This is a genomic window from Pseudanabaena sp. lw0831, assembly GCF_016584665.1.
In the GTDB taxonomy this organism is placed as follows: Bacteria; Cyanobacteriota; Cyanobacteriia; order Pseudanabaenales; family Pseudanabaenaceae; genus Pseudanabaena.
Window position 1 is genome coordinate 92,333 of the sequence record NZ_BBJB01000044.1, and the last position, 25,277, is coordinate 117,609.

The 25,277-nt window shown below is 44.8% G+C and carries 21 protein-coding genes and 1 pseudogene; 17 read left to right on the forward strand and 5 right to left on the reverse strand.

All coding sequences use genetic code 11. The annotated features are described in order from the left end of the window. Positions 1 to 67: 67 nt before the first annotated feature. The gene (gene gltB, locus APA_RS07765; RefSeq protein WP_201321740.1) at positions 68 to 4,654 is read right to left on the reverse strand and encodes a glutamate synthase large subunit; all 4,587 of its coding nucleotides are present in this window, start codon (positions 4,652 to 4,654) and stop codon (positions 68 to 70) included. Between the two features lie 332 nt (positions 4,655 to 4,986). On the opposite strand from gltB, the gene APA_RS07770 reads away from it, so the two are divergent. Then, positions 4,987 to 8,166: an adenylate/guanylate cyclase domain-containing protein gene (locus APA_RS07770; RefSeq protein WP_201321714.1), complete on the forward strand. Its 3,180-nt coding sequence runs from the start codon at positions 4,987 to 4,989 to the stop codon at positions 8,164 to 8,166. 25 nt (positions 8,167 to 8,191) lie between these two features. On the opposite strand, the gene APA_RS07775 is transcribed toward APA_RS07770, so the two are convergent. From APA_RS07775 to nth, 4 genes are all read right to left on the reverse strand, one after another. Continuing rightward, positions 8,192 to 8,677, reverse strand: coding sequence for a pentapeptide repeat-containing protein (locus tag APA_RS07775; RefSeq protein WP_201321715.1), 486 nt, complete (start codon positions 8,675 to 8,677; stop codon positions 8,192 to 8,194). Positions 8,678 to 8,879: 202 nt separating this feature from the next. Then, entirely contained in the window at positions 8,880 to 8,990 is a 111-nt protein-coding gene (locus APA_RS07780) for a photosystem I reaction center subunit VIII (RefSeq protein WP_071590184.1), read from the reverse strand. Positions 8,991 to 9,090: 100 nt separating this feature from the next. Continuing rightward, positions 9,091 to 9,564 (reverse strand): photosystem I reaction center subunit XI, encoded by a 474-nt coding sequence (locus APA_RS07785; protein ID WP_201321716.1) that lies wholly within the window; start codon positions 9,562 to 9,564, stop codon positions 9,091 to 9,093. Between the two features lie 151 nt (positions 9,565 to 9,715). Beyond that, entirely contained in the window at positions 9,716 to 10,375 is a 660-nt protein-coding gene (gene nth / locus APA_RS07790; protein WP_201321717.1) for an endonuclease III, read from the reverse strand. A gap of 166 nt (positions 10,376 to 10,541) precedes the next feature. On the opposite strand from nth, the gene APA_RS07795 reads away from it, so the two are divergent. The 16 genes and pseudogenes from APA_RS07795 (at position 10,542) to APA_RS07870 (ending at position 25,228) form a co-directional block, all read left to right on the forward strand. Further along, positions 10,542 to 12,149, forward strand: coding sequence for an AAA-like domain-containing protein (locus APA_RS07795; protein ID WP_201321718.1), 1,608 nt, complete (start codon positions 10,542 to 10,544; stop codon positions 12,147 to 12,149). 3 nt (positions 12,150 to 12,152) lie between these two features. Continuing rightward, positions 12,153 to 12,776, forward strand: coding sequence for a restriction endonuclease subunit R (locus APA_RS07800; RefSeq protein WP_201321719.1), 624 nt, complete (start codon positions 12,153 to 12,155; stop codon positions 12,774 to 12,776). Between the two features lie 7 nt (positions 12,777 to 12,783). Next, positions 12,784 to 13,120: pseudogene (locus tag APA_RS07805) on the forward strand (XisI protein). 15 nt (positions 13,121 to 13,135) lie between these two features. Next, positions 13,136 to 13,534: an STAS/SEC14 domain-containing protein gene (locus APA_RS07810; RefSeq protein ID WP_201321720.1), complete on the forward strand. Its 399-nt coding sequence runs from the start codon at positions 13,136 to 13,138 to the stop codon at positions 13,532 to 13,534. Then, on the forward strand, positions 13,531 to 13,956 hold the full coding sequence (locus APA_RS07815; protein WP_201321721.1) for an HNH endonuclease: 426 nt from the start codon (positions 13,531 to 13,533) through the stop codon (positions 13,954 to 13,956). The genes APA_RS07810 and APA_RS07815 overlap by 4 nt, the downstream gene beginning before the upstream one ends. Then, a complete protein-coding gene (locus tag APA_RS07820; protein WP_201321722.1) occupies positions 13,953 to 17,099 on the forward strand; it encodes an AAA-like domain-containing protein in 3,147 nt (1,048 codons plus the stop codon). Before APA_RS07815 ends, APA_RS07820 begins: the two co-directional genes overlap by 4 nt. A gap of 87 nt (positions 17,100 to 17,186) precedes the next feature. Then, positions 17,187 to 17,630 carry a helix-turn-helix domain-containing protein gene (locus APA_RS07825; RefSeq protein WP_201321723.1) on the forward strand — a complete coding sequence of 148 codons (444 nt, stop codon included), beginning with the start codon at positions 17,187 to 17,189 and terminating at the stop codon, positions 17,628 to 17,630. Between the two features lie 121 nt (positions 17,631 to 17,751). Then, the gene (locus APA_RS07830) at positions 17,752 to 18,198 is read left to right on the forward strand and encodes a PIN domain-containing protein (protein ID WP_236579451.1); all 447 of its coding nucleotides are present in this window, start codon (positions 17,752 to 17,754) and stop codon (positions 18,196 to 18,198) included. A gap of 292 nt (positions 18,199 to 18,490) precedes the next feature. After that, on the forward strand, positions 18,491 to 18,748 hold the full coding sequence (locus APA_RS07835; protein WP_201321724.1) for a type II toxin-antitoxin system ParD family antitoxin: 258 nt from the start codon (positions 18,491 to 18,493) through the stop codon (positions 18,746 to 18,748). Positions 18,749 to 18,754: 6 nt separating this feature from the next. Next, positions 18,755 to 19,054 carry a type II toxin-antitoxin system RelE/ParE family toxin gene (locus APA_RS07840; protein ID WP_201321725.1) on the forward strand — a complete coding sequence of 100 codons (300 nt, stop codon included), beginning with the start codon at positions 18,755 to 18,757 and terminating at the stop codon, positions 19,052 to 19,054. A 38-nt stretch (positions 19,055 to 19,092) separates the two neighbouring features. After that, positions 19,093 to 19,311 (forward strand): toxin-antitoxin system HicB family antitoxin, encoded by a 219-nt coding sequence (locus APA_RS07845; RefSeq protein WP_201321726.1) that lies wholly within the window; start codon positions 19,093 to 19,095, stop codon positions 19,309 to 19,311. A gap of 50 nt (positions 19,312 to 19,361) precedes the next feature. Next, entirely contained in the window at positions 19,362 to 19,718 is a 357-nt protein-coding gene (locus APA_RS07850) for a CU044_2847 family protein (protein ID WP_201321727.1), read from the forward strand. Between the two features lie 81 nt (positions 19,719 to 19,799). Continuing rightward, positions 19,800 to 22,670: an excinuclease ABC subunit UvrA gene (gene uvrA, locus APA_RS07855; protein ID WP_201321728.1), complete on the forward strand. Its 2,871-nt coding sequence runs from the start codon at positions 19,800 to 19,802 to the stop codon at positions 22,668 to 22,670. A gap of 31 nt (positions 22,671 to 22,701) precedes the next feature. Continuing rightward, complete coding sequence (locus tag APA_RS07860; RefSeq protein WP_201321729.1) at positions 22,702 to 23,166, forward strand: hypothetical protein; 465 nt, start codon at positions 22,702 to 22,704, stop codon at positions 23,164 to 23,166. Further along, positions 23,159 to 23,464: a hypothetical protein gene (locus APA_RS07865; RefSeq protein WP_236579452.1), complete on the forward strand. Its 306-nt coding sequence runs from the start codon at positions 23,159 to 23,161 to the stop codon at positions 23,462 to 23,464. The genes APA_RS07860 and APA_RS07865 overlap by 8 nt, the downstream gene beginning before the upstream one ends. Continuing rightward, the gene (locus APA_RS07870; RefSeq protein ID WP_201321730.1) at positions 23,465 to 25,228 is read left to right on the forward strand and encodes an ABC transporter ATP-binding protein; all 1,764 of its coding nucleotides are present in this window, start codon (positions 23,465 to 23,467) and stop codon (positions 25,226 to 25,228) included. Positions 25,229 to 25,277 lie beyond the last annotated feature (49 nt).

The window sequence follows — 25,277 nt, forward strand, 5'->3', positions numbered from 1 at the left end:
ATCAAATTTTCCATATCTAAATTATCACATAAAAAACAAGGGGCTTGCGCCCCCTGCCTCTTGTTAATTAGCTGCCACCGATACGGGCGACATCGCGGGAATTGGCTTCAAAGGCGGCGTTGAGGGCATCATCACCACTCAAACCATCTTCCAAGGCTTCCTTAATCGCTTGTAATACTCGCTTGTAATCCTTGGGCATTACCTTCACGAATTTAGGAAGCATCGCATTCCAATCAGCGAGAACCTTCGCACCCTTAGCACTCTCTGTATAGTCAACATGCTGTTGAATCAACTGCTTCAGATCCTTGATTTCTTCGGGATCTTCGAGTTTCTCTAAGCCGACCATTGAAGTATTGCAACGGGTTGCGAAGTCGCCAGACTCATCGAGAATGTAGGCAATACCGCCACTCATACCAGCCGCGAAGTTCCGTCCTGTTAAGCCCAAGACCACGACCTTACCGCCAGTCATATATTCACAACCATGATCGCCAATGCCTTCGACTACAGCATTTACGCCAGAGTTGCGTACTGCAAAGCGTTCGCCAGCAATACCACAAATGTAGACTTCGCCACTGGTTGCGCCGTAGAGTGCGACGTTACCTGCGATTACGTTCTCTTCCGCAACAAAAGTAGAAGCTTTGTCAGGATAGAGAATGATTTTGCCGCCGCTCAGACCTTTGCCGAGGTAGTCGTTGGTATCGCCTTCGAGTTCCATCGTCACACCAGAGGGAACGAATGCACCGAAGCTTTGACCAGCCGTACCTTGGAAATGTAGATGCACGGTGTCATCGGGCAATCCTTCCCAATGACGCTTGGTGATTTCGTTGCCGAGAATCGTACCGACGGCACGATTGATATTCTTAATGGGAACTACTGCTTCGACGGGTTCGCCATCCACGATCGCAGCTTGACATAAATCTAATAACACATTCATGTCAAGGGATTTGTCCAAACCGTGATCTTGAGGGATTTGGCAATAGCGACCGACATCTTCGCCAACTTCTGGTTGGTAGAGAATCTTCGAGAAGTCTAAGCCCTTGAGTTTCCAATGCTCGACTGCTTGCTTGGCTTCTAGAACTTCAGTACGTCCGACCATTTCATCAAGGGTGCGGAAACCCAGTTTCGCCATCAGTTCGCGGACTTCCATCGCGATGAAGGTCATGAAGTTGACGGTGTGGGCAGGATCGCCTGTGAACTTGTCGCGCAGTTGGGGATCTTGGGTGGCGACACCAACGGGGCAGGTGTTGAGGTGGCAGACGCGCATCATGATACAGCCGAGGGTGACGAGGGGAGCCGTAGCAAAGCCGAACTCTTCGGCTCCTAGTAGAGCGGCGATGACAACATCACGCCCTGTTTTCATTTGTCCGTCGGTTTCCACGACGATGCGGCTGCGGAGGTTGTTGAGAACGAGGGTTTGGTGGGTTTCGGCGAGTCCGAGTTCCCAAGGTAAGCCAGCGTGCTTGATCGAGGTTTGGGGTGATGCGCCTGTGCCGCCATCGTAGCCAGAGATGAGCACTACATCGGCGTGGGCTTTAGAAACTCCTGCGGCGATTGTGCCTACTCCCACTTCCGATACGAGCTTAACGCTGATACGGGCGGCGCGGTTGGCATTTTTAAGATCATGAATCAACTCAGCAAGGTCTTCGATGGAGTAGATATCATGGTGAGGTGGTGGTGAAATCAAGCCTACACCAGGGGTAGAGTGGCGGACTTTGGCAATCCAAGGATAGACCTTCTTCCCTGGAAGCTGACCGCCTTCCCCTGGTTTTGCGCCTTGAGCCATTTTGATTTGTAGCTCTTTCGCTTGGGAGAGATAGAGACTGGTGACACCGAAACGTCCAGAGGCAACCTGTTTGATGGCGCTATTTTTGGAATCGCCTTGTTCGTTTGTCCATGTGTAGCGATCGGGATCTTCACCACCTTCGCCTGTGTTGGACTTGCCGCCGATGCGATTCATGGCGATCGCCAGAGCTTCATGGGCTTCCTTCGAGATCGAACCATAACTCATCGCCCCCGTTTTGAAGCGGCTCAAGATTGATTCAATCGGTTCCACTTCTTCAAGGGGAATCGACTTACGGGATTTGAAATCGAGTAAGCCGCGCAGGGTGAAATGCTGTTGATTTTGCTCATTTACCAAACTGGAATATTTCTTGAACAGTTCATAGTTGCCATCACGAACCGCTTTTTGTAATGCGTGAATAGTTTCAGGGCTAAATAGGTGCGCTTCTCCATCTTTGCGCCATTGATAATCGCCGCCAACATCGAGGGTGTTGCCACTAGCAGGGCGATTGGGGAAAGCGTGGGTATGACGAGCGATCGCTTCTTTGGCGATTACTTCCAAATCTGCGCCTTCGATGCGTGAGGCTGTCCAAGTGAAGTACTTCTTGATCACATCTTGATTCAAGCCAACGGCTTCAAAGATTTGAGCGCCGCGATAGCTCTGGATTGTGGAAATACCGATTTTGGAGGCAACCTTGGTTACGCCTTTGGTCGCCGACTTGATATAGTTCTTAACCGCAGTTTTGAAATCGACATTTACCAAGAGATGTTGATCGATCATGTCTTTGATGGTTTCAAAGGCAAGGTAAGGATTGATTGCGCCGCAACCATAGCCGATCAATAGGGCAAAATGATGCACTTCTCTAGGTTCGCCAGATTCGAGGACTAGACCGACCCTAGTACGGGTTCCCGTGCGGATGAGATGGTGATGTAAGCCTGATACAGCAAGTAAAGCTGGAATCGGTGCATTGTCGGAATTCACGCCGCGATCGCTAAGAATCAAAATATTCACGTCATCTGCGATCGCCTGATCAGCTTTAGCACAAATTTGCGTAATCACTGCTTCTAATCCATTGACTCCATCTTTAGGATTGAACAAAGTAGAAAGAGTAACCGATTTAAAACCACCTTCGTTAATGTGCTTCAACTTCGCAAGTTCGGCATCACTGAGGATCGGAGTTTTTAACTCAATCAAGTGACAGCTTTCTGGCTCAGGTTTTAAGAGATTTCGTTCTGCACCAATTGTGGTTTCGGCAGAAGTGATAATCTCTTCACGAATAGAGTCAATCGGTGGATTGGTTACCTGTGCAAATAACTGTTGAAAATAATCGTAGAGTAGTTTGGGACGATTGGAAAGAACTGCTAAAGGAGCATCATTACCCATCGCACCTACAGCTTCTACACCATCTCTTGCCATTGGTGTTAATAGCAAGCGCAGATCTTCAAAGGAATAGCCGAAGGCACTTTGTTTCTGAGTTAAAGGAATTGCTTCTGGTTCACTAGCTACGCCATCTTTGAGATTGGCGATGTCCACCATATGCTGATTAATCCATTCACGATATGGATGTTCGGTCGCGATTTGATGCTTGATTTCTTCATCAGCAACAATCCGCCCTTCTTCCATATTTACTAGGAACATCCTTCCTGGTTGCAAGCGACCTTTCGATTCAATCATTTCGGGTGCAATATTCAATACACCTGCTTCCGATGCAAAGATCACTAAATCATCCCTAGTGACATAATAACGCGAAGGACGCAAGCCATTGCGATCTAATACTGCGCCGATCATCGTGCCATCGGTGAATGCGATTGAAGCAGGTCCATCCCAAGGTTCCATTAAGCAGGAATGATATTCGTAAAATGCTTTCTTCTCATCGCTCATCGCCTCATGAGCCGTCCAAGGCTCAGGAATCATCATCATCACCGCGTGAGGCAGCGATCGCCCTGCAAGTACAAGCAATTCCAAGGCATTATCAAAAATAGTGGAGTCGCTACCTTCGATGTTAATGACGGGCTTGATCTTGGAGATATCATCCCCAAACAAATCCGACTCAAACATCGACTGACGCGCAATCATCCAGTTAGTATTGCCGCGCAAAGTATTGATTTCGCCATTGTGAGCAATGTAGCGATAAGGGTGAGAGCGCTCCCAACTGGGGAAAGTATTCGTACTAAAGCGCGAGTGAACTAGCGCCAGAGCGCTCTCTAGATCGGGATCATGAAGTTCAGGATAATATTTACCAACCTGCGCCGTCATCAGCATTCCCTTATAGACCATCGTCCGACAGGAAAGGCTAGGGGGATACCAATAGGGATCGATCTTGGAAGTGCGAATTGCAGTATGAGCGAGTTTGCGAATTACAAATAACTTGCGATCGAAGGCAAGATCATCTGCTAGATTTGGCGATCGCAAAATAAATACTTGCTGCATGAACGGCTCGCTCGATTGCGCTGTTGCTCCCAAGGAGGAATTATCGGTCGGGACATCGCGCCAACCGAGAACTTTTAAGCCTTCAGACTCAACCAACTTTTCAAAAGTTTGCCTACCATTTTTACGCGCTTCAGGATCTGGCGAAGCGTAAACCATGCCCACGCCATACTGACCGACCTCTGGCAAAGAAATATTTGCTGCTGTTGCCACTTTTACCAAAAACTTATGGGGGATCTGCATCAAAATCCCAGCACCGTCACCCGTATTTGTCTCGCAACCGCACGCGCCGCGATGTTCCAAGTTCTCCAAAATCGTCAGCCCTTGCTCAACGATCGCATGGGATTTCTTTCCTGATTTATGTACGATAAAGCCGACTCCACAAGCGTCGTGTTCAAACTGTGGATCGTACAAACCTTGTTTTACGGGTAGTGCGTTGCTATTCATCATGGACTGAAAGGGATGGTGTTAAAGAACTATTATGTGAGCTTCATCGTAATCGGGTAGTTACGATCGCTACCTTGGATTGTACTAATAAATTTATGCCTTAGGTAGGATGTTTTAAGGAATTGATCATCTTTTGGGCAGATCCAGTGATGCTCAGAGCTGTTTTTGTTGCGCTTGTTACGAAACCAAACAAATTAAAGTTGTTTAAAACTACCTATGCGGAATTGATTGATGCTGAGCAAATAAATCTGAGCAAATAGGCGCAGACACATACTTTTAATCGAGGATCGCTTTATTATGGGGATTGTCTAGCATTTTTACGCAGCTTTTGTATGACTGATCCCATCAGTACAGATCACAAATCCCAACGCGATCGCCAGATGTCTCTCAAGATATTGCTGATTGTTCCTTTTGTGACGCAAGTGATTTTGGCGGTGGGTATCACAGGCTGGCTATCTGTACAGAACGGACGCGAAGCAACTCAAGAGCTAGCTCCCCAGATTGGACAAGAAGTAACCAACACAATTGAAGCCCATGTGCGTGGCTACTTCGATGCACCTTTAGAAATTTTGCAAGCCCATGGAGCAATGGCAAGGGCAGGCTATTTAAATTTTGAGAATTTAAATAGTTTAGATAAGATATTTTGGCAACAGATGCGCCAAGCTCAAAGTTTATATTTTTTCTACGCAGCAAATCCACAAGGGCAATTTATCGGTGTTGAGCGTAGGGAAGGTAATGCTTTGGTATTACATCAATCTTTCTTGCAAAATTCATCAGCTTCCCTGCAAAAATTAATCTATCGATTAGATACTGTTGGAAAAATCCTAAACCAGATTGAAGCGAATATTTACGATCCTCGCGATCGCCCTTGGTATAAAAGTGCTGTCAAGGCTCGTCAAGCAGTTTGGAGTCCGATTTATCTATTTGTGGCGCGTCCAATTTTAGGGATTACAGCTTCTTTGCCGATTTATAGCGAATCTGGTAACTTACGCGGAGTCATTGCGATCGACTTGACCCTTTCTCAAATTGGTGACTTTCTACGACAACTAAAAATCTCCAAAACAGGACAAGCATTTATTCTCGAACCATCAGGAGAAATCGTCGCTACGTCAACTTCTGAAGCGCCTTATATTTCCATAGATAAAAAACAACAACGTATTCATGCTAATAAAAGTCAAAATCCTTTACTGCGATTAATTTTTCAAAATCTGCAACAAAAATATCCTAATTCTGCTGATATTCCCAAGTATTTGCAAATCCAAATGGAATGGGAAGGTGCGACTCAATATGTACAGATTACGAGATTGCGAAACGATCAGGGGCTAGACTGGTTGATGATCGTGGCAGTGTCGGAACAAGACTTTCGCGATCGCATTAACATCAATACGCGCAACACAATTGTGTTATGTGCTTTAGCTTTTATCTTAGCTAGTGTGACAGGCTTCTATACATCAAAGTGGATTGCAAAACCCGTAGAGAAACTAATCGATGCTTCGCATTTGCTAGCAAATCTCTCTGCCTCAGCCGATCTTGCTACTGGTCAGCCCTATAAACCCATTCAAACTGCGAATGTTCGAGAGCTATCAATTTTGGCTGATTCCTTTAATCAAATGGCTCAACAGTTGCAAATCTCTTTTACTGCGCTTGCCCAAAGTAAAGAAGAATTGGAAATTCGGGTAGAACAGCGTACTTCTGATTTGAAAACTAGTGAGACTAAATACCGTACCCTTGTAGAAGCGGCTAATTGCATCATTTTACGGAGAGATATTGCTGGCACAATTAAATTTATTAATGAATATGGTTTAACTTTCTTTGGATTTCGCAATCATGATGAGATGGTAGGCAAAAATATTAGTGGCACAATTATCAAAGATAGTGATGATACAACTATTACTGATTTGCTTAACTGGATGGGAAACAGCCCTAAGGTTCCCCAAGTTTCTATGTTTCAAGAAAGTCAAAACATTCGCAATGATGGAGAAGAAGTTTGGATATCTTGGGCAAACTGTCCAATTTTGGATGATTCAGGGAGACTAGTAGAGGTTCTCTCGATTGGAATTGATATTACGGAAAGAAAGAAAATAGAGTCCACTCTTGAAGAGTTTGTGAGTTTACAAAAAGCTACCTTTGAATCGATCGCTGATGGAGTAGTGGCAGTGGATCAGCTAGGTCATGTCAATAGTTACAATCAGCGATTTGTCGATATGTTCTTGCTATCTCCAGAGATTCTATCTACAAACGATGCTGATCTTAGATTGGAATTTCTATCGACAATGATGATTGATCCTCAAGACTTTATGCTGCGATCGCAAGAGTTCTATCGTCATCCTGAATATGAAAGTTATGATTTGTTAGAACTCATCGATGGCCGAGTATTGGAACGCTATTCCCGTCCACAGAGGATTGGCAATCAGATTATTGGGCGTGTATGGAGTTTCCAAGATATAACTGCTCGTGTGAGAGCAGAGCAAGCTCTCGAAGAACAAAAAACTTATTTGCGATTAATAATTGATAGTATTCCGCAACAAATTTTCTGGAAAGATACAAATCTGGTTTTCCGAGGCTGTAATAAGAATTGGGCGATGTCTGCTCAACTAGCAACCCCAGAAAGCGTAGTGGGCAAAACTGATTACGATCTAATTGGAAATCCTGAGTTAGCAAATATATTTCGCGCCCATGATCAGCAAATAATGGCATCGAATATTCCTGAAATGCATGTAATTCAGCGGAAGCTTAATCCAGACAAGTCGGGGAAATCAATATGGCTAGATATTAGTAAGTTGCCAATTATTGATGCAGAGGGCAAGACTATTGGTATTTTGGGTGTACTTGATGACGTTACCGAACGAAAACTTGCCGAGGAAGCACTTCATAGTGAGCAAGAAAAATCCGAGAAATTATTATTAAACATTTTGCCTAAAGCGATCGCTGATCGCCTTAAACAATTTCACGGAGTTATTGCCGATAGCTTCGAGTCAGTTACGGTTCTTTTTGCCGATCTGGTCAGCTTTACCAAAATGTCCTCAGAGCTTTCTCCTCAGGAGTTGGTCGATCTGCTTAATCTAATTTTTTCTAATTTTGATACCCTTTGCGAAACCTATGGATTGGAGAAAATCAAAACCATCGGTGATGCCTATATGGTGGCAGGTGGTATCCCTCTCCCGACAGAAGATCATGCGGAGGCGATCGCAGCTATGGCATTAGATATGGTCGATAAAGTGGATGAACTCCGCAAATTGACTGGTAAACCACTGCAAATCCGTATCGGTATTCATACTGGCGCTGTAATTGCAGGGGTAATTGGTACGCAAAAGTTTATTTACGATCTCTGGGGTGATACGGTGAATGTGGCGAGTCGGATGGAGTCCCACAGCGAAGTTGGTAAAATTCAAGTGACTGCCGCCACCTATGAATTGCTCAAACATAAATTTGAGCTAGTCGCGCGTGGTGCGATCGAAGTCAAAGGCAAAGGGCTAATGCAAACTTATTGGCTCACCACTTCCTCAAAATAAAAAGGGTGCGCGAAGCGCACCCTTTTTATTTGCATTCTAAGGATGCCCTAGTGGCTACGCCAGTTTTTGAGTTAGTGCCTTTAGCTTTAGTGCATAGCCATTTACGCTGTCCACCATCCATGATCGCGTCAGTAAAATCTGCCCCATCAATATTCACAAAATCAAAAGTACTACGTAACAAAATTGTTTCCATTAGCAAAGCGTCACTGAGATCGGCTTTAGCAAAATCAGCTTGATCTAGCAAACCACTTGAAAAGTTTGCTCCTTTGAGATTAGCGTTTCGTAAAATTGAGGCGCTAAATACAGCTCCGCGTACATCAGCATTCTCAAAGTTTGCCCCTTCCATGTTGGCATTGGCAAAACCTGAGCCAACCAGATCTCTTCCTGCAAAATCTCTGTTTTTTAACTGAGCATGGCTAAATGACAGGGCTTCTGCTTGAACATTAATTGGCGATGCCAGTAAATAAGCGATCGCAATTACTATGGCGATCGCCAAGCGTAAAAATTGCATATTTAAAAATTTAAAAAATGACATAGGAATAAATCTAAAGATAATGGCTTTATCTTAGCTCCTGCCAAAAGCAGGAAAGGCGATCGCTACATTGTAGCGATCGCCTTTCCTGCTTTTGAGAATGTGATAAAAAAAGATACGAAGAGCAAGTTAAAGATATTGAAAATAAGACTACCAAGAGCCTAGTTCCCAATTTTGTAAATTAGTTCTCGATGTAGTTGAGAAGTAGACCCATGGTGGCGATCGGGAGGATTACACCAATGAGTGGTACGAAAATGAAAGAGACGTAGTAATGTGCGTAGTATCCAGTCATGGTCGTGGGTTTCCTTGAATTAAGATATAAATTTTTGAGGATTTGATTTAGCTTAAATTAATGTGACTTGGGGCTGAAGTTAACAACACCAAAAACAAATCTAAGTCCAAAGCAAACCAAGGAATTTTTGCATTGGCTCTAGGTAGTTGAGGAAGTATGCAAATGCAGCACCACCAGCACCACCAAGCAAGAAGCTGCTAGCAAATTCGCTCCAACCAGCAGGAGTACCCAATTCAGCAGGAGCTTCTAATGCCGAGCTAGACTGCAACTTAGTTACAGTTTGACCATATAAGGACAAGCCAACTGTCAACAATACAACAGATGCGATCGTTGCCAATAGACCAGCAAGGCTAGCCAATTCAGTATTTCTCAGAGGTCCCAATAATGCAAATGGCCCGTAAATGAAGTAGCCATGCGCCATGCCGATCTCTAGACCACGACGGCTAGGAGACAAGCCTTCGCGGTAAGCGGGAAGGTTGCCGATAAAAGCCTTAACGATCGCAGAATCGCTAATGGGTGTAGACAAATTCCCTAGTTGGGGATCGTTCTTGAAGGGTTTTACAAAATCTGTCATAAGTCTTTATTAAGTTAAAGATTGCAGGGAGAATTTTGTCTTCATTTTAGGGAATAAGCGCGGATGTCACTGCATAAAGGGTGCGTATCTTTAGAAAACTTCACAACCTCTACGAAAAAACAGTGGCTTTGCCACTTTTTTTTGTAGGTATTTAAGTCGCCACAGATGAGGATGGACATAAATCTGCGAGTTCACAGCGATCACAAGCAGGTTTACGGGCGTTACAAACCGCGCGTCCGTGATAAATAATCCTAATTGACCAGTTTTCCCAGTCCCGTTGGGGCAACATTCCCATCAGATCCCGCTCGACCTTTACTGGTTCTTCAAATTTAGTTAGTCCTAGTCTTTTGGTCAGTCGCTTTACATGGGTGTCAACGGTCACACCTGCATTAATGCCGTAGGCATGGGCTAATACGACATTAGCGGTTTTTCGGGCTACTCCTGCAAGCTTGAGCAGTTTTTCCATCGTATTTGGCACTTGCCCATCAAAGTCCCGCACGATCATTTCACAGGCACTTCTAATATTTTTAGCTTTGTTGCGATAAAAGCCTGTGGAGTGGACTAACTCCATGAGTTCATCGAGATCGGCATTAGCTAAGGCGATCGCATCGGGATATCGGGCAAATAGTTTGGGTGTGACCATATTCACGCGCTCATCGGTGCATTGAGCCGAGAGGATGACTGCTACCAATAATTGCACAGGTGTTTCGTAATCAAGCGAACAGGTTGCGTTGGGATAAAGCCGTTTGAGACGAATGAGGATTTCGTTAGCCCGAACTTTTTTGGATGAACGTTTGGTGATAATTCCCATGAGTAGCGCGATACAGCGATGATTTGCAGTTTAGCATTGTTTAAAAAAGCTCCTTCAGGAGCTTTTTTAAACAATGCTAAATAATTCGGGCAGCATTCATTTAAAATTGAGTGGCGTGGCGAAGCCGCGCCACTCAATTTTAAGTAGCTAAACCCGTACCTCGTGAATGGATAAGAAAAAAGTACTGCTACTGTCGGCGAATCCTGCGAATACCGATCGCTTGCGGGTTGAGGCAGAATTTCGGGAAATTGAGGAATGCTGCCAGAAGTCGAGTTTGCGAGATCGCTTTGCGATTGTAACGAAGCCAGCAGTACGTATTGATGACTTACAGCCAATTTTGCTGCAAGAAGTGCCGCGTGTGGTGCATTTCTCAGGACATGGGGCGGCGGCGAATGGGTTGGTGTTAGAAGATGATGCGGGAAATTGGCAACTTGCACCAACAGAGGCTTTGGCGGATTTATTTCGGATTTTGCAAAATGGCATTGACTGCGTGGTGCTGAATGCTTGCTTCTCAGAGGTGCAAGCGGAGGCGATCGCCCGTTATGTGCCGTATGTATTGGGTATGAATCAGGCGATCGGCGATGTGGCGGCGATCGAGTTTGCCAAGGGTTTCTATGGGGCTTTGTTTGAGGGTAAATCTGTTAAAGATGCCTTTGAGTTGGGCAAAAATCTGATTGCACTCAAAAATATTCCTGAAGCGCAAACGCCTGTGCTGTTGGAACGCAGCTATGAAAGTCAGGTTTTACCGAAGGTAAATATAGCTATCGAGGAACCTGAAGGGGCGGTACGGATTGGTTCAGAGTTTTATATTCCGCGATCGCCTCAAGAGGAACAATGCTTTAAAGCGATCGCAATGCCCCATGCCTTGCTGCGATTAAAATCCCCTGACCGCATGGGTAAGTCTTCGCTGTTGGTACGGGTATTAGAAGAAGCGCGACGGCTGGGGAATCGCACAACATGGCTAGATTTGCAAAAGTGCGATCGCAAGTTTTTTGAAAATATGGATCGCTTTTTGCAGTGGTTTTGTGCAGTGATTGGTCGCGACATGGGCGTGAAGGCTAAGCCGACTGATGACTGGGATGAGATGTTTGGCGCTAATGGCAACTGTGAGGAATTTTTTGAGCAATATTTATTAAATGATGACGACGATCGTCCGTTGGTGATTGCGATCGAAAATTTGGATCGCATATTTTTGCATGAAGCGATCGAGGTGGATTTTTGCGGTTTGTTGCGGGGGTGGCATGAGCAGGGTAAACATGACAAAAGATGGGGTAAGTTGCGGCTAGTGCTTGCCTATTCGATGGAATCTTTTACGACTAAGGATATTAATCAATCACCTTTTAATGTGGGCACGCCCATTGATTTGGATGAATTTACCTTTGCTCAAGTGCAGGAACTTGCCGCAATGTATGGATTCTCCTCTACACAAATCGAACCAATATCAGAATTAATTGGTGGACATCCCTATCTGGTGCGACTAGCTTTTTATAATTTAGCTAGTGGCGCAAATTCCCTTGAGCAGATCATCCAAAGTGCAGCGACGGAAGTGGGACTTTTTGGTAAACATCTCACCACTCGTTTAGCCAAGGTCGAAAAAGATGCTCATCTTACGGAAGTTTTGCGATCGCTGGTTAATTCACCGCAACCAATCCGTTTTGATCTTGCCACTACAGCAAAGCTAGATGGAATGGGTTTAATATTACGCACAGAGACTGGTGTAAAGATCCGCAATGAGCTATATCGGCGCTATTTCCAAAACCGTTTAGGAGTGTAACCAATGCCTAAAACTTTACAAGCATCAGAAATTGATTTGGCAAAGCTAGAGGAACTTTTTGCGATCGCCCAGTCACGGGATGCAGAATTTTTTGATGAATGGCGCGATGACTTACCTAAACTTACTGAAAACGAACAGTTAAGCCTTGACGATCTCAAAGAAGATTATCTACACCTGTCGAAACATTCTCTATTGGAACCGCTTGTAAAAATGGTGGTGCTATCGCCGATTCTGAAACTAGCAGGTTTCTATCGCGATCCTTTCTATCTCAAAGCCGAGCAGGTGGTGAATATTCTCTCCCAAGATCAAGATATTCTTGTTCAAGGACGCATTGATGTTTTGGTATTTAAACCGCCTTTTTGGGTAGTCGTGATTGAGGCAAAGAGAGCTGCTTATTCTGTAGAAGTTGGCATTCCCCAAGCCTTGACTTACATGATGGCAAATCCCCACCCTGATCGCCCTGTTTTTGGACTGGTTACGAATGGCAGTGAGTTTATCTTTCTAAAACTTCAGCATCAGGACAGCCTAAAATATGCCGAATCAGATCTATTCTCAATCAAGCGTGGTAATGACTTATATACAGTTGTCAGTATTTTGAAACATCTTGCTCAATTAGCCATAAATTAAATTCACAATGGAAAAGCTAACTAAATACCGCAAGATCGTTCAGTCAATTTTGCTTACTTATACTGAAATCTCCTATTCTCATGGGGAATTAATTTGTAAGCCTCTCTTTGATGAAGTACATGATAGTTATCTATCTAATGACTCTTGGCTGGGATCGAAAAACTCGCGTACATGGTTGCCTGATTCATCTTGATATTATCAATGGAAAAATATGGGTACAGCGCGATGAAACTGAGGAAAGTGTAACTCTAGAATTAGTTGCAGCAGGAATCCCCGCTAGTGATATTGTGTTAGCTTTTCATCCTGCGGATGTGCGTCCCTATACTGGTTATGAGATCGCCTGAGTACAGCCTAAAATTATGAGCCAAATTACCGTTCAAACTCAACTTCCCTTTGAGCAGCTTATTCAAACTGTAGAACAGCTAGATTCGTCTGAGCTAGAACAATTGATTGCCCAAGCAATCCGAGTTCAGACTAAGCGCAAAACTCTTAGCTTGCCAAAAGATCAATCTTTGCTATTGCAACAAATTACTCAATGTATTCCCAATCAACTACAAGAGCGCTATGATTTGCTTATTGGTAAGCGTCAAGATAACGCCCTTACGGATGAAGAATACCAAGAGTTAATCAACCTAGGAGAACATATTGAAGCAATTGATGTTAAAAGGTTAGAAAATTTAACTAAACTTGCGAAACTTCGACAAATATCTTTGAATGAGCTAATCCAAGAGTTTCAGTTACAACCACAGGCTTTATGACGGCTAAATCAATCAGCGAAAAGCTTCGTCAAATAGTCACGGAAAGGGCAAAAGGTTGTTGTGAATATTGTCTTAGCCAAGAGACTTACTCTACACAGAGGCTTTCGGTAGAGCATATTATTCCAATTTGGAAAAATGGTGAAACTACAGTTGATAATCTTGCTCTCGCTTGTCAAGGATGCAACAATTACAAACACACTAAAACTCAAGCAATTGACCCCATAACTTCACAAGTAACAGATCTTTATCATCCTAGACAACAGCAATGGAAGGAGCATTTTACTTGGAATGATGATTACAGTGAAATCATTGGTTTAACGCCCACAGGACGAGTAACTGTAGAATTGCTTAAACTCAATCGTCAAGGAGTTGTCAATCTGCGTCGTATTCTCTATACAACAGGAAATCACCCGCCATTATGACTAGTGCAAGCTCTTTCAATTATCAAGTTGGTGGTAGTCTCCCTGCGGATGCGCCTAGTTATGTCGAGCGCCAATGCGATCGCGACTATTACAAACTCCTTAAGGAGCGTAAATATTGCTATGTGTTTAACTGTCGGCAGATGGGGAAATCGAGTTTGCGGGTGCGGGTGACGCATAAGTTGCAAGCGGAGGGGATTGTGTGCGCGACCATCGATCCGCAGAAGATTGGGGTGGAGGTGACTTGTGAGCAGTGGTATGCCAGTGCGATTCGGAGTTTGGTGGGGGATCTGGATTTAAAAAACAAGTTTGATTTGCGGAGTTGGATTAGGGAAAGGGAGTTGCTGTCGCCTGTGCAGCGCTTTGCGGAATTTATTGAAACAGTCGTGTTGCAGGAGATTGATGCGCCGATTGTGATTTTTGTGGAAGAAATAGATCGCCTTTTGAGTCTCAAGTTTGGGATGGATGATTTCTTTGGTTTGGTGAGGTCATTTTTTGAAGATCGTCCGACTAAGCCTGAATATAATCGTCTCACTTTTTCGTTTTTGGGTGTGGCGACACCGACGGATTTGATTCAGAGTCATAATACTTCGGCGTTTAATATTGGCTATGCGGTGGAGATGGCGGGGTTTACGCTGAGGGAGGCTTTGCCTTTGATGCAGGGTTTAGCGAGTAGGGTGGCGAATCCACAGGATTATCTGGAAGAGGCGGTGAGGTGGACGGGTGGACAGCCTTTTCTGATTCAGAGATTGTTGGGAATGATGGAGAAGGAGTTAGCAGGAATCGCAACCCCTGAGAATATTGCGGGCTGGGTTGAGAATTTGGTACAGGAGCGGATTGTCACGAATTGGGAATCGCAGGATGCGCCGCCACATTTGACGACGATTAGGGATCGCGTGATTAGTGTAGAGGAGAAGTTGCGGGGGCGGATGTTGGGTTGCTATCAGCAGGTGTTGGCAGATGGAGCATTGGAAGACGATCGCAGTGAGGAGCGATCAAAGTTGCGGTTGACGGGGTTGGTGGTGCGACGGGATGGGAGGTTGATTTCCTATAATCCGATCTATGGGGCGGTTTTTAATAACTCATGGGTAGAGGGTCAGTTAGCGGATTTGCGTCCAGAGTTTTATGGTTCGGCGTTTCGGGCTTGGCGGGATGCGGAGGAGGGGCAGAATCAGGGGTTTCTGTTGCGGGGTCAGGCGCTTGAGGAGGCGGAGGTTTGGGCGAGAGGAAAGAAGCTTAGTGATGTGGATGAGCAGTTTTTACGGGAAAGTCGGGAGTTTGAGAGGTTTGAGACTAGTCAACAGTTGGCGGCGACAGAAGAGGCGAATGCGATTTTGGTTGCGGCGGAACGGAAGGCAAGCGATCGGGTTAAGGTGGGTTCGGTGGTGTTGGGGGTGATGTTGTTGTTGGCGGCGGTGGTGGGTGTGTTGGCTACGCGATCGGTAAATGACTCAAATGTGAAGGTTGCGGAAACTCAGAAGGATGCGCTGGCTAAATTGAAAGATGCTGATCAGAAGGTGGATTCGGCAAATAAAGAGGCTTATCGCATTGGGAAGAATGCAGAGAAAGAGAAGATTGATGCGGCGCAGAAAGTGAGCGAGGCAGTAGCGAAGAAAAAAGAAGCGGATGGGAAGGTTGAATCGGCGCAAAAAAATCTGCAATCGGCTCAGACTGAGTTAGAAAATGTGTCGCAGCAGTCAGAGGAGAAGGTAGCAGCAGCTCAGGCGAAAATCGTGGATGCAGAAGCTAAGGTTAAGACTACTTTAGCAGAGCAGGCAAAGGCAACTCAAGCGGTGAAGGTTGCCACCGATAATATTAAAATTTCAAACATAAGGCTAAAAATTCTCGATGCTAATGGCGACTTTCAGGGAGGACAAGTATTCGATGCTTTGTTGAAGGCGGTCAGCGCAGGTAAGAACGTAAAGGAATTAGATCCTGCTATCTGGGAAGGAGACCAAACAGATACAAAAAGGCTTGTGATAGCTAATTTGTCTAAGTTTGTCTATGAAGTTAAGGAAAAAAATCGTTTTGTTGCCCATACCGCTGCTCCAGTCACTAGCGTCGCCTTTAGTCCCGATAGCAAGACGATTGCCACTGGTAGTGCGGACAGCAACGTGAAATTGTGGAGTCTAGACGGCAAGGAACTCCAAACCTTTAAAGGGCATACTGATAAAGTCCATAGCGTCGCCTTTAGTCCCGATGGCAAGACGATTGTCACTGGTAGTTATGACAAAACCGTGAAATTGTGGAGCCTAGACGGTAAGGAACTCCAGACCTTTAAAGGGCATACTGATAAAGTCCATATCGTTGCCTTTAGTCCCGATGGCAAGACGATTGTCACTGGTAGTTATGACAAAACCGTGAAATTGTGGAGCCTAGACGGTAAGGAACTCCAGACCGTCAGACAAACTAATAAAGTCTTTCGCGTCGCCTTTAGTCCCGATGTCAAGACCATTGCCATCGGGACTAGTGATGGTAGGAAGGACACCATCATCACTGAGCAAGTGTGGAATCTGTCTGGTAAGTTCAATCTGCACTTTATATCGTTTGGGTTAGATACAGCTACTCCAGTCACTAGCATCGCCTTTAGTCCCGATGGCAAGACCATTGCCACTGGTAGTGCAGATGGCACCTTGACATGGCAGAATCTGTGGGTTCTGGATGATAAAAGGCAAAGCTTTAAAGGGCATACCGATACTGTCACTAGCATCGCCTTTAGTCCCAATGGCAAGACCATTGCCACTGGTAGTGCGGACAGCGCCTTGAAATTGTGGAGTCTAGACGGTAAAGCACTCCAAACCTTGAAAGGGCATACCGCTAGAGTCTGGAGCGCCGCCTTTAGTCCCGATGGCAAGATGATTGTCACTGGCAGTGACGACAAAACCGTCAAATTGTGGATTCTGAACGATAAGGAACTCCAAACCTTTAAAGGGAATACCGATACTGCCACTAGCGTCGCCTTTAGTCCCGATGGCAAAATCATCACCACGGGCAGTAGTAATGACAATAACGTCAAATTGTGGAATCTAAATCTTGATGACCTGATGGCGAAGGGTTGCGCGTGGCTCCACGACTATCTCGTTAATAACCCCAACGCCAGTGATGAAGACAGACAGATGTGTGGCATTCCTCCAAGGCAAAAGTAAAAAGGTAAAAGGAAAGATCTCTCGTTTTTTCGTTTCGATTATTGCGTTTGATATTTTAGATTGGGAGCTATCTACCGTCAACTAGCCATGATTTCTGCATACATTCCTAACGACGACGATACAAAACTCTCCTTAGTGAGTAGCCGTATTTTGGCTGCCCATATTCATAATAAAGTTCGCAAGCTGAGATTTTTTGAAGAAGATGGCAGCGAACAAGACGCAGAAATTCCCGCAGCCGCCTATCAAATGCTCGTGGATGCTCTAACCCTAATGTCACAGGGCAACGGCGTAAGCCTCATACCCATTCAAGCTGAACTAACCACCCAAGAAGCAGCCGACATGCTAAACGTCTCTCGCCCCTTTGTGATTAAACTACTTGAAACTGGTGAAATCCCTTATCGCAAAGTCGGAACGCACCGCCGCATTCACCTTAAAGACGCGATCGCTTACAAACAACAGATTGATACAGAGAAGTCTAGTGCCTTAGACGAGTTAGTAAAGCAATCTCAAGAACTAGGACTTTATGACTAGGTTTGTGGCTCTCCTTGATGCTTGCGTTCTCTATCCCAATTACCTGCGAGATATTCTCATTTAACTCGCGTTAACCGATCTCTTTAGAGCAAAGTGGACTCATCTAATTCACGAAGAATGGATGCGAAACGTGCTTAAAAATCGTCCCGACCTGAAAATGTTTCAGCTTGAGACTGTGAGAGATCTGATGGATAAAAGCATACGCGATTGCTTAGTCCAAGAATTTGAGGGGTTAATTCCTTCACTAGCTTTATCTGATCCTGACGATCGCCATATTTTAGCAGCAGCGATCGTGTCCGAAGCTCATGTAATTGTCACTTTCAATCTCAAGGATTTTCCCAATTCAGTTCTCACTAAATACAACATTGAAGCAAAACATCCCGACGATTTTATTGTCGATATCATCGATTTAAACCCATTGAAAGTAATGACAGCCTTGGAAACTGCTAGAAAGCGTTTCAAAAATCCGCCCAAAACTTTTGAGGAATACATGGAGATTCTCGTAAAGCAAGAACTACCAAAATCAGTGGCTATTTTTCGAGAGTTGCATTCAGAAGAGAGTAAATAAAAGCTGCGATCGCCTGTTCATCATTGTCCACGCTCCAAGGAAAAAGTAAAAAGGTAAAAGGAAAAAATTTGTAGGGGTTTTGCATTTGCGCAACCATTCCCAAATCAAGTAAAAAGTAGAAAGTCAAAAGGAAAAACGCGATTATTTCTATTTTTTACTTTTTCCCTTTTCCTTTCAAGGGAACCTAAGAATTTAGAAATTGTAGCGCGAATGCTATGCCCTTACGAATGTTTACTAATCCCAACATTAGAGATAAAGATATAATCGATATAACAATCACATCAACTAACCTATGCCTATCACCCTCCAACCCGAACAAGAGCAATTCATTCAAACCCAACTTGCTACAGGACGCTACACCAACGCCACTGAAGTAATCGCCGAAGCATTGCAACTTCTAGAAAAACGCAACCATTACGATCGCTGGGTCGAAGAACTCGGCAACAAAATCGACATAGCCGCCGCAGAACTAGATCGCGGTGAAGGTATTGATGGCGAAACAGCTATTAATCAGCTAAGAGCCAGACTTCACAAAAAACGCGAAGCTTAATTCCCCATGCCCCAATACACCATATCCCCCACAGCTATCCGCGACCTTGAAGACATCATCGACTATTTCACAGAAAGAAACGTAGAAGCAGGCGATCGGCTACTCAATGAATTCACCAAAAAATGTCGGTGTCTCACCCAATTCCCCTTAATTGGTCGAAGCTATGCCCAGATTCGCAATTATCTGCGTGGTATTCCCATGCAAAACTACATCATCTTCTATCGCGTCATTGATGAAGACATAGAAATTATGCGAGTGATTAAAGGCGATCGGAATCTAGAAGCTATGTTTGAAGAAAAATTGTAAGCTCTTCTCAAACCAGAGCAAATTATCAGGAGTGACTCATGGCAACCTTAACCATTCGCCTACCAGATGACAAACACCTCAGACTAAAAAAACTCGCAGAGAGTCAAGGCTTGAGCATCAATAAACTCATCGAAGAACTTTTAGCGATCGCACTTGTCGAATTTGACACCCATACAAGATTTAAACTGTTAGTTGCCAAAGGCGATCAAAAAGCAGGTTTAAAACTTCTCGATAAATTAGATGCACTGAGCGAATAAGATCAAACTCAGTCACATACATAAATCCCTTCATTTGCAAGAGAGAACCCATGCCCCAACTCATCCCCACCGAGCTTGAAGATGGAACCATTATTTATTTTCAAGTTGACGAACCTGCGGTAATTCCCTCATCGCCAACCCGTTCCTTTGGTCTTCCTGACAATACCCAAGCCGCTAAGGAAAAAGCAGTCCAAAGCTTTCATGCCATGCAAAGCCTCGTGCGTGGCTACACCCTCAACACCCTCAACGCCTTTCGCAATTTAGGAAGTGCCGAAGTCAGCGAAGTCACCCTAGAGTTTGGCGTGAGCCTCGATGCACAAGCTGGCGTACCCTTCATCGCATCAGGCGGCGCAAAATCTAATATGAAAATTACTGTGAAATGCATATTTCCTAAGAAGCCAGAATAACTACAAGCACCACAAATCTCCCAGCGATCGCATACACTAGTAACAAATCTTTACGCCAGCTAAAGCATAAATCGCGATCGAATGCCAGACCATACCCATATCCATGTTAGAGGTGCTAGACAGCACAATCTCAAGAATGTTGACCTCACAATTCCCCGCGATCGCCTGATCGTGTTTACGGGTGTGTCTGGCTCTGGCAAATCATCTCTAGCTTTTGACACAATTTTTGCCGAAGGTCAGCGCCGTTATGTAGAGTCGCTGAGTGCCTATGCACGGCAATTTTTGGGGCAAGTCGATAAGCCCGATGTGGACTACATCGAGGGTTTGAGTCCCGCAATTTCGATTGACCAAAAATCAACTTCCCATAACCCACGATCAACAGTTGGTACGGTTACCGAGATTTATGATTATTTGCGGCTATTATTTGGTCGCGCAGGTTCGCCACATTGCCCGATTTGCGATCGCAATATTGCACCACAGACGATTGATCGTATGGTGGATGCGATTATGGAGCTTAGCGATCGCACTAAGTTTCAGTTGCTAGCACCCGTAATTCGTGGCAAAAAGGGAACTCACAAGAAATTACTATCTACCCTAGCGAGTGAAGGCTTTGCACGGGTGCGGGTGGATGGAGAAGTACGCGAACTCAGCGATAATATTGAACTTGAGAAGAACAAGCTCCACGATATTGAAATTGTGGTCGATCGCCTAATTCGTAAAAGCGATATTCAAGAACGCCTGACTGATTCCCTCGCAACTTGTTTAAAACGTGCTGAAGGGATTGCGATGGTCGAGATTTTGCAGCCCTCACTCCCTCTCCCAGAGGGCGAGGGGAGCAAGAATAATATTCTAACTTTTTCAGAAAACTTTGCCTGTCCTGAGCATGGCGCGGTAATGGAAGAACTATCGCCGCGTATGTTCTCTTTTAATTCCCCCTATGGTGCTTGTCCATCCTGTCATGGACTCGGTAGCGTCAAAACCTTTAATCCAGAACTCCTCGTTCCCGATGCATCTTTCCCAGTTTATGCCGCGATCGCACCTTGGGCGGATAAAACCCATACTTACTATATTTCTCTGTTAGCCAGTGTGGGCGAATATGCAGGCTTTGAGATTACGGCACCTTGGGAAAATCTTACCCAATCTCAGATTGACATGATTCTGCATGGCACAACTGAGAAGATTTTAATTAAGCCAGACTCGCTTTATCGCGATCGCAGTGAGGGATATTACAAGCGCTATGAAGGTGCGATCGCTATTCTCGAACAGCAATATAAAGAAGCAGGGGAATCGCAAAGACAGAAACTAGAAAACTATCTCATCGAAGAGTCTTGCTCAACTTGCGAAGGAACGAGGCTGAAACCAGAATCTCTAGCGGTTCGGATTGGTGGTTATAACATTAATGATTTTGTGTCAGTGCCGATTGGGACTTGTCGCGATCGCCTCAAAAATCTCGATCTCGATCACCGAACAAGACAAATAGGCGATCGGGTCTTACAGGAAATCGAAGCCAGACTGCAATTTCTGCTGGATGTGGGCTTAGACTATCTCACCCTCGATCGCTCGACCATGTCCCTCTCTGGCGGCGAAGCACAGCGTATTCGCCTCGCCACCCAAATTGGTTCTGGTTTGACAGGCGTTCTCTATGTTCTTGATGAGCCAAGCATTGGACTGCATCAACGGGATAATTCTCGGCTACTTGCCACCTTAACCAAACTACGCGATCTGGGTAATACGCTAATCGTGGTCGAACATGATGAAGAAACCATTCGCGCTGCTGACTATCTCGTAGACATTGGTCCAGGGGCGGGAGTGCATGGCGGTAGGATTGTCGCACAGGGTACTGTCAAGGATATTGAGCAGCATCCTGACTCCCTCACAGGTGCTTATCTATCCAAACAGAAGCTAATTCACACACCCGCAGAGCGTCGCGAAGGTAATGGCAAATATTTAGAAATTTGCAATGCCTACCTCAATAACCTTAAACATGTCAATGTTACACTTCCTTTAGGAAAGCTAGTCTGTATCACAGGTGTATCAGGTTCGGGCAAATCTACTCTCATTAATGACCTGCTACATAATTCTCTGGATCATCATTTTTTACGTAAAAAGCCAGCTCCTAAAGGTGTTGATGAAATTAAGGGACTCCAATCTCTAGACAAGTTCATCGTTATCGATCAATCTCCGATTGGACGCACACCTCGTTCCAATCCTTCCACTTATACAGGCTTGTTTGATGTCATTCGCGAAACCTTTGCGCTAACAACGGCGGCGAAAACGAGAGGCTACAAAGCGGGACAGTTCTCATTTAACGTCAAAGGTGGACGCTGCGAGGCTTGCTCTGGACAGGGCGTGAATGTTATCTCGATGAACTTCCTGCCCGATGTCTATGTGCAGTGCGATGTTTGCAAAGGCGCAAGATATAATCGAGAAACTCTGCAAGTTAAGTACAAAGAGAAGACGATCGCCGATGTCCTAGATATGACCATCGAAGAAGCAATGCATTTCTTTGAAAATATTCCTTCTGCTCACACTAAATTGGGAATGCTGGTGGATGTTGGTTTAGGCTATGTGCGTCTCGGTCAGTCTGCGCCCACGCTCTCAGGTGGGGAAGCCCAGCGGGTGAAGTTAGCGACAGAATTGGCGAAACGGGCTACAGGTAAAACGCTCTATCTCATCGATGAACCGACTACGGGGTTAAGTTTTTACGATGTGCATAAATTGCTGGATGTGATGCAGCGCCTTGTCGATAAAGGTAATAGCATCATCACGATTGAGCATAATCTCGATGTGATTCGTTGTGCTGACTGGGTGATTGATCTGGGCCCAGAAGGAGGCGATCGCGGTGGTGAGATCATTGCTGAAGGCACGCCCGAACAGGTTGCCAAGGTCAAAAAATCCTATACTGGCAAATATCTCAAGCAAGTATTAGCCGACTATCCACGCGCTAAGTAGTAACCACGGCAAAAAATAGGAGCAACCCAAAATGACTGCTAAAGAACAACTCTTACAAGAAATTCAAAGAAGCCCAGAAATACTGATTCAAGAAGTTCTAGATTTTTTTCTTTTCACTAGAAGTAGGCGCTTTAATTATTCAGAGCCTGAAATAATAGAAGAGCAAGCAACCAACCAACCGATTTGGGAATTTGCACAAGAGTTGATGCAAGATGCTCCACCAGAAGAACTTTCCAAACTGCCAGCCGATAGCGATAGAAATGCGACATTACTAGCCACCATAGAGGCTTTACCTGATCTTCAAAAATGGCAAATATATCAAACCCTTAGCGTCAAATTTGCCCCTCATTCAGCAGAAGCGAAAGCAATCTCACGGCTGCCAGACCAAGACGATCCCACCAAATGGATTACATCTATAGAAGAGGAAGAACCAATTGATGAGCAAGCTCTAAACGCATGGCTGGAAAAGAAAGGCTACCAAAAAGCAAATGTATAGAATTACATTACATCAGGATATTCAAGCCGAAGATTTACCTCTATTACCTGAAGAATTAAGAGAAGACTTCATCCAGTACCAGAGAGTTTTGAAGCTTGATCCATATCAAACAAGAGGTATACCTAGTCACGATTTGCGCGGCGATCTCAAAAATCACAGAGCGCTAGAAATAGACTGTAACGGCGTGAGCTATCGGCTTGTTTATCGAGCCTATGAATCGCCATCACCAAAACGAGTGCAAATCATCAGTTTTGCGGAACACGATCTAGCCTATGAAAGAGCCAAAGAGAGAAAATAAATGTCAAATGTTCATCCGTTTTTCCGTCTGATGTCCTATGCCCGTAAATATCGACAACAGATTTGGACTGCTACAACTTGTTCAATTTTAAATAAATTTTTTGATTTAGCGCCACCAGTTTTGATTGGGGCGGCGATCGATCTGGTGTTACAAAAAGAGAACTTTTGGGCAAATCCCTTTGGTGTCCAAGGATTAGCAGCACAGTTGCTAGTACTTTCGGCAATCAGTGGTGTGATTTGGGGATTAGAGTCGATTTTTGAATATGCCTATGCGCTTCAGTGGCGAAATCTTGCTCAGACTGTGCAGCATGACCTGCGACTCGATGCCTATCAGCATTTGCAAGAGCTAGAGCTAGCCTTTTTTGAAGATCGAAGTTCGGGGGGATTGATGTCGATATTGAGTGATGATGTCAATCAATTAGAACGCTTTCTCGACGGTGGTGCGAATGAAGTTATTCAAGTTTCAGCGACTATTTTGTTAATTGGCGGCGCGTTTTTTGTGATTACGCCGAATGTGGCTTGGTTAGCACTATCGCCGATGCCGTTTATTTTATGGGGTTCGATCTGGTTTCAGAAATTCCTTGCACCGCGCTATGCTGAAGTTCGCGAAAAAGTGGGAATGCTGAATGGGCAATTATCGAATAATATTGGCGGAATCACGACGATTAAGGCTTTTGTCACGGAGGCATATGAACGCAAACGCATTGAAAAAGAAAGCAATCAATATCGTCAAAGTAATCGTAAGGCGATCGCCTATAGTGCAGCCTTCGTTCCATTAATTAGAATTCTAATCTTTATGGGATTTATTGCGATTCTCTATTACGGAGGCTTGGAAGTCCAAGCGGGAAAGCTTTCAGTCGGCAATTACTCGGTGATGATTTATCTGATTCAACGCTTGTTATGGCCGCTCACGCGCTTGGGCGAAACCCTCGATCAATATCAAAGGGCAATGGCTTCGACTAATCGCATTCTTGATTTGCTCGATACCCCGATCGCAATTCACTCTGGATCACAGGTACTAAACTCTGTAGTAAATGGTGAAATTCAATTAAAAAATGTCACCTTTGGCTATACAGCAAATTTCCCGATTGTGGAAAATCTGTCCTTAGAAATCGCCGCCCATAAAACTACCGCCATCGTCGGGGCAACGGGTTCGGGAAAAAGTACTTTAGTGAAGCTGCTGCTGCGTTTATATGAAATTCAATCGGGAAATATTTTCCTCGATCGCATTGATATTCGCGACTTAGAATTGCGATCGCTACGTTCTTGCATGGGTTGGGTAAGCCAAGATGTGTTTTTATTTCATGGCTCTGTTTTAGAAAATATTGCCTATGGTTCCTTTGATGCAACTGTGGAGGAGATTGTCGAAGCCGCCAAGATTGCTGAAGCCCATGATTTTATCCAAACTTTGCCCAAGGGTTACGATACGATCGTTGGTGAGCGTGGACAAAAGCTATCGGGTGGTCAGAGACAGCGCATTGCGATCGCCCGTGCGGTGTTACGCAATCCGCCGATTTTAATTCTGGATGAAGCAACTTCGGCTGTTGACAACGAAACAGAAGCGGCGATCCAAAAATCCCTAGATTACATTACCAAAAATCGCACGACGATCGCGATCGCTCATCGTCTATCCACCATTCGCAATGCCGATCGCATTTATGTGATGGATCGGGGCAAAGTGGTAGAGATGGGAACTCATGATGAGCTAGTCGCAAACAATGGAATTTACACAGGTTTATGGAATCTGCAAACAGGACAAAAATGATATATAGCAATGTAAGAGATAGATAGGACAAATCAAAACCCAAAAGATG

What these genes read in the sequence shown, in the direction of transcription:
- gltB (WP_201321740.1), bottom strand. Translation starts at nt 4,654, where the DNA reads ATGAATAGCAACGCACTACCCGTAAAACAAGGTTTGTACGATCCACAG.
- APA_RS07770 (WP_201321714.1), top strand. Translation starts at nt 4,987, where the DNA reads ATGACTGATCCCATCAGTACAGATCACAAATCCCAACGCGATCGCCAG.
- APA_RS07775 (WP_201321715.1), bottom strand. Translation starts at nt 8,677, where the DNA reads ATGCAATTTTTACGCTTGGCGATCGCCATAGTAATTGCGATCGCTTAT.
- APA_RS07780 (WP_071590184.1), bottom strand. Translation starts at nt 8,990, where the DNA reads ATGACTGGATACTACGCACATTACTACGTCTCTTTCATTTTCGTACCA.
- APA_RS07785 (WP_201321716.1), bottom strand. Translation starts at nt 9,564, where the DNA reads ATGACAGATTTTGTAAAACCCTTCAAGAACGATCCCCAACTAGGGAAT.
- nth (WP_201321717.1), bottom strand. Translation starts at nt 10,375, where the DNA reads ATGGGAATTATCACCAAACGTTCATCCAAAAAAGTTCGGGCTAACGAA.
- APA_RS07795 (WP_201321718.1), top strand. Translation starts at nt 10,542, where the DNA reads ATGGATAAGAAAAAAGTACTGCTACTGTCGGCGAATCCTGCGAATACC.
- APA_RS07800 (WP_201321719.1), top strand. Translation starts at nt 12,153, where the DNA reads ATGCCTAAAACTTTACAAGCATCAGAAATTGATTTGGCAAAGCTAGAG.
- APA_RS07810 (WP_201321720.1), top strand. Translation starts at nt 13,136, where the DNA reads ATGAGCCAAATTACCGTTCAAACTCAACTTCCCTTTGAGCAGCTTATT.
- APA_RS07815 (WP_201321721.1), top strand. Translation starts at nt 13,531, where the DNA reads ATGACGGCTAAATCAATCAGCGAAAAGCTTCGTCAAATAGTCACGGAA.
- APA_RS07820 (WP_201321722.1), top strand. Translation starts at nt 13,953, where the DNA reads ATGACTAGTGCAAGCTCTTTCAATTATCAAGTTGGTGGTAGTCTCCCT.
- APA_RS07825 (WP_201321723.1), top strand. Translation starts at nt 17,187, where the DNA reads ATGATTTCTGCATACATTCCTAACGACGACGATACAAAACTCTCCTTA.
- APA_RS07830 (WP_236579451.1), top strand. Translation starts at nt 17,752, where the DNA reads ATGCGAAACGTGCTTAAAAATCGTCCCGACCTGAAAATGTTTCAGCTT.
- APA_RS07835 (WP_201321724.1), top strand. Translation starts at nt 18,491, where the DNA reads ATGCCTATCACCCTCCAACCCGAACAAGAGCAATTCATTCAAACCCAA.
- APA_RS07840 (WP_201321725.1), top strand. Translation starts at nt 18,755, where the DNA reads ATGCCCCAATACACCATATCCCCCACAGCTATCCGCGACCTTGAAGAC.
- APA_RS07845 (WP_201321726.1), top strand. Translation starts at nt 19,093, where the DNA reads ATGGCAACCTTAACCATTCGCCTACCAGATGACAAACACCTCAGACTA.
- APA_RS07850 (WP_201321727.1), top strand. Translation starts at nt 19,362, where the DNA reads ATGCCCCAACTCATCCCCACCGAGCTTGAAGATGGAACCATTATTTAT.
- uvrA (WP_201321728.1), top strand. Translation starts at nt 19,800, where the DNA reads ATGCCAGACCATACCCATATCCATGTTAGAGGTGCTAGACAGCACAAT.
- APA_RS07860 (WP_201321729.1), top strand. Translation starts at nt 22,702, where the DNA reads ATGACTGCTAAAGAACAACTCTTACAAGAAATTCAAAGAAGCCCAGAA.
- APA_RS07865 (WP_236579452.1), top strand. Translation starts at nt 23,159, where the DNA reads ATGTATAGAATTACATTACATCAGGATATTCAAGCCGAAGATTTACCT.
- APA_RS07870 (WP_201321730.1), top strand. Translation starts at nt 23,465, where the DNA reads ATGTCAAATGTTCATCCGTTTTTCCGTCTGATGTCCTATGCCCGTAAA.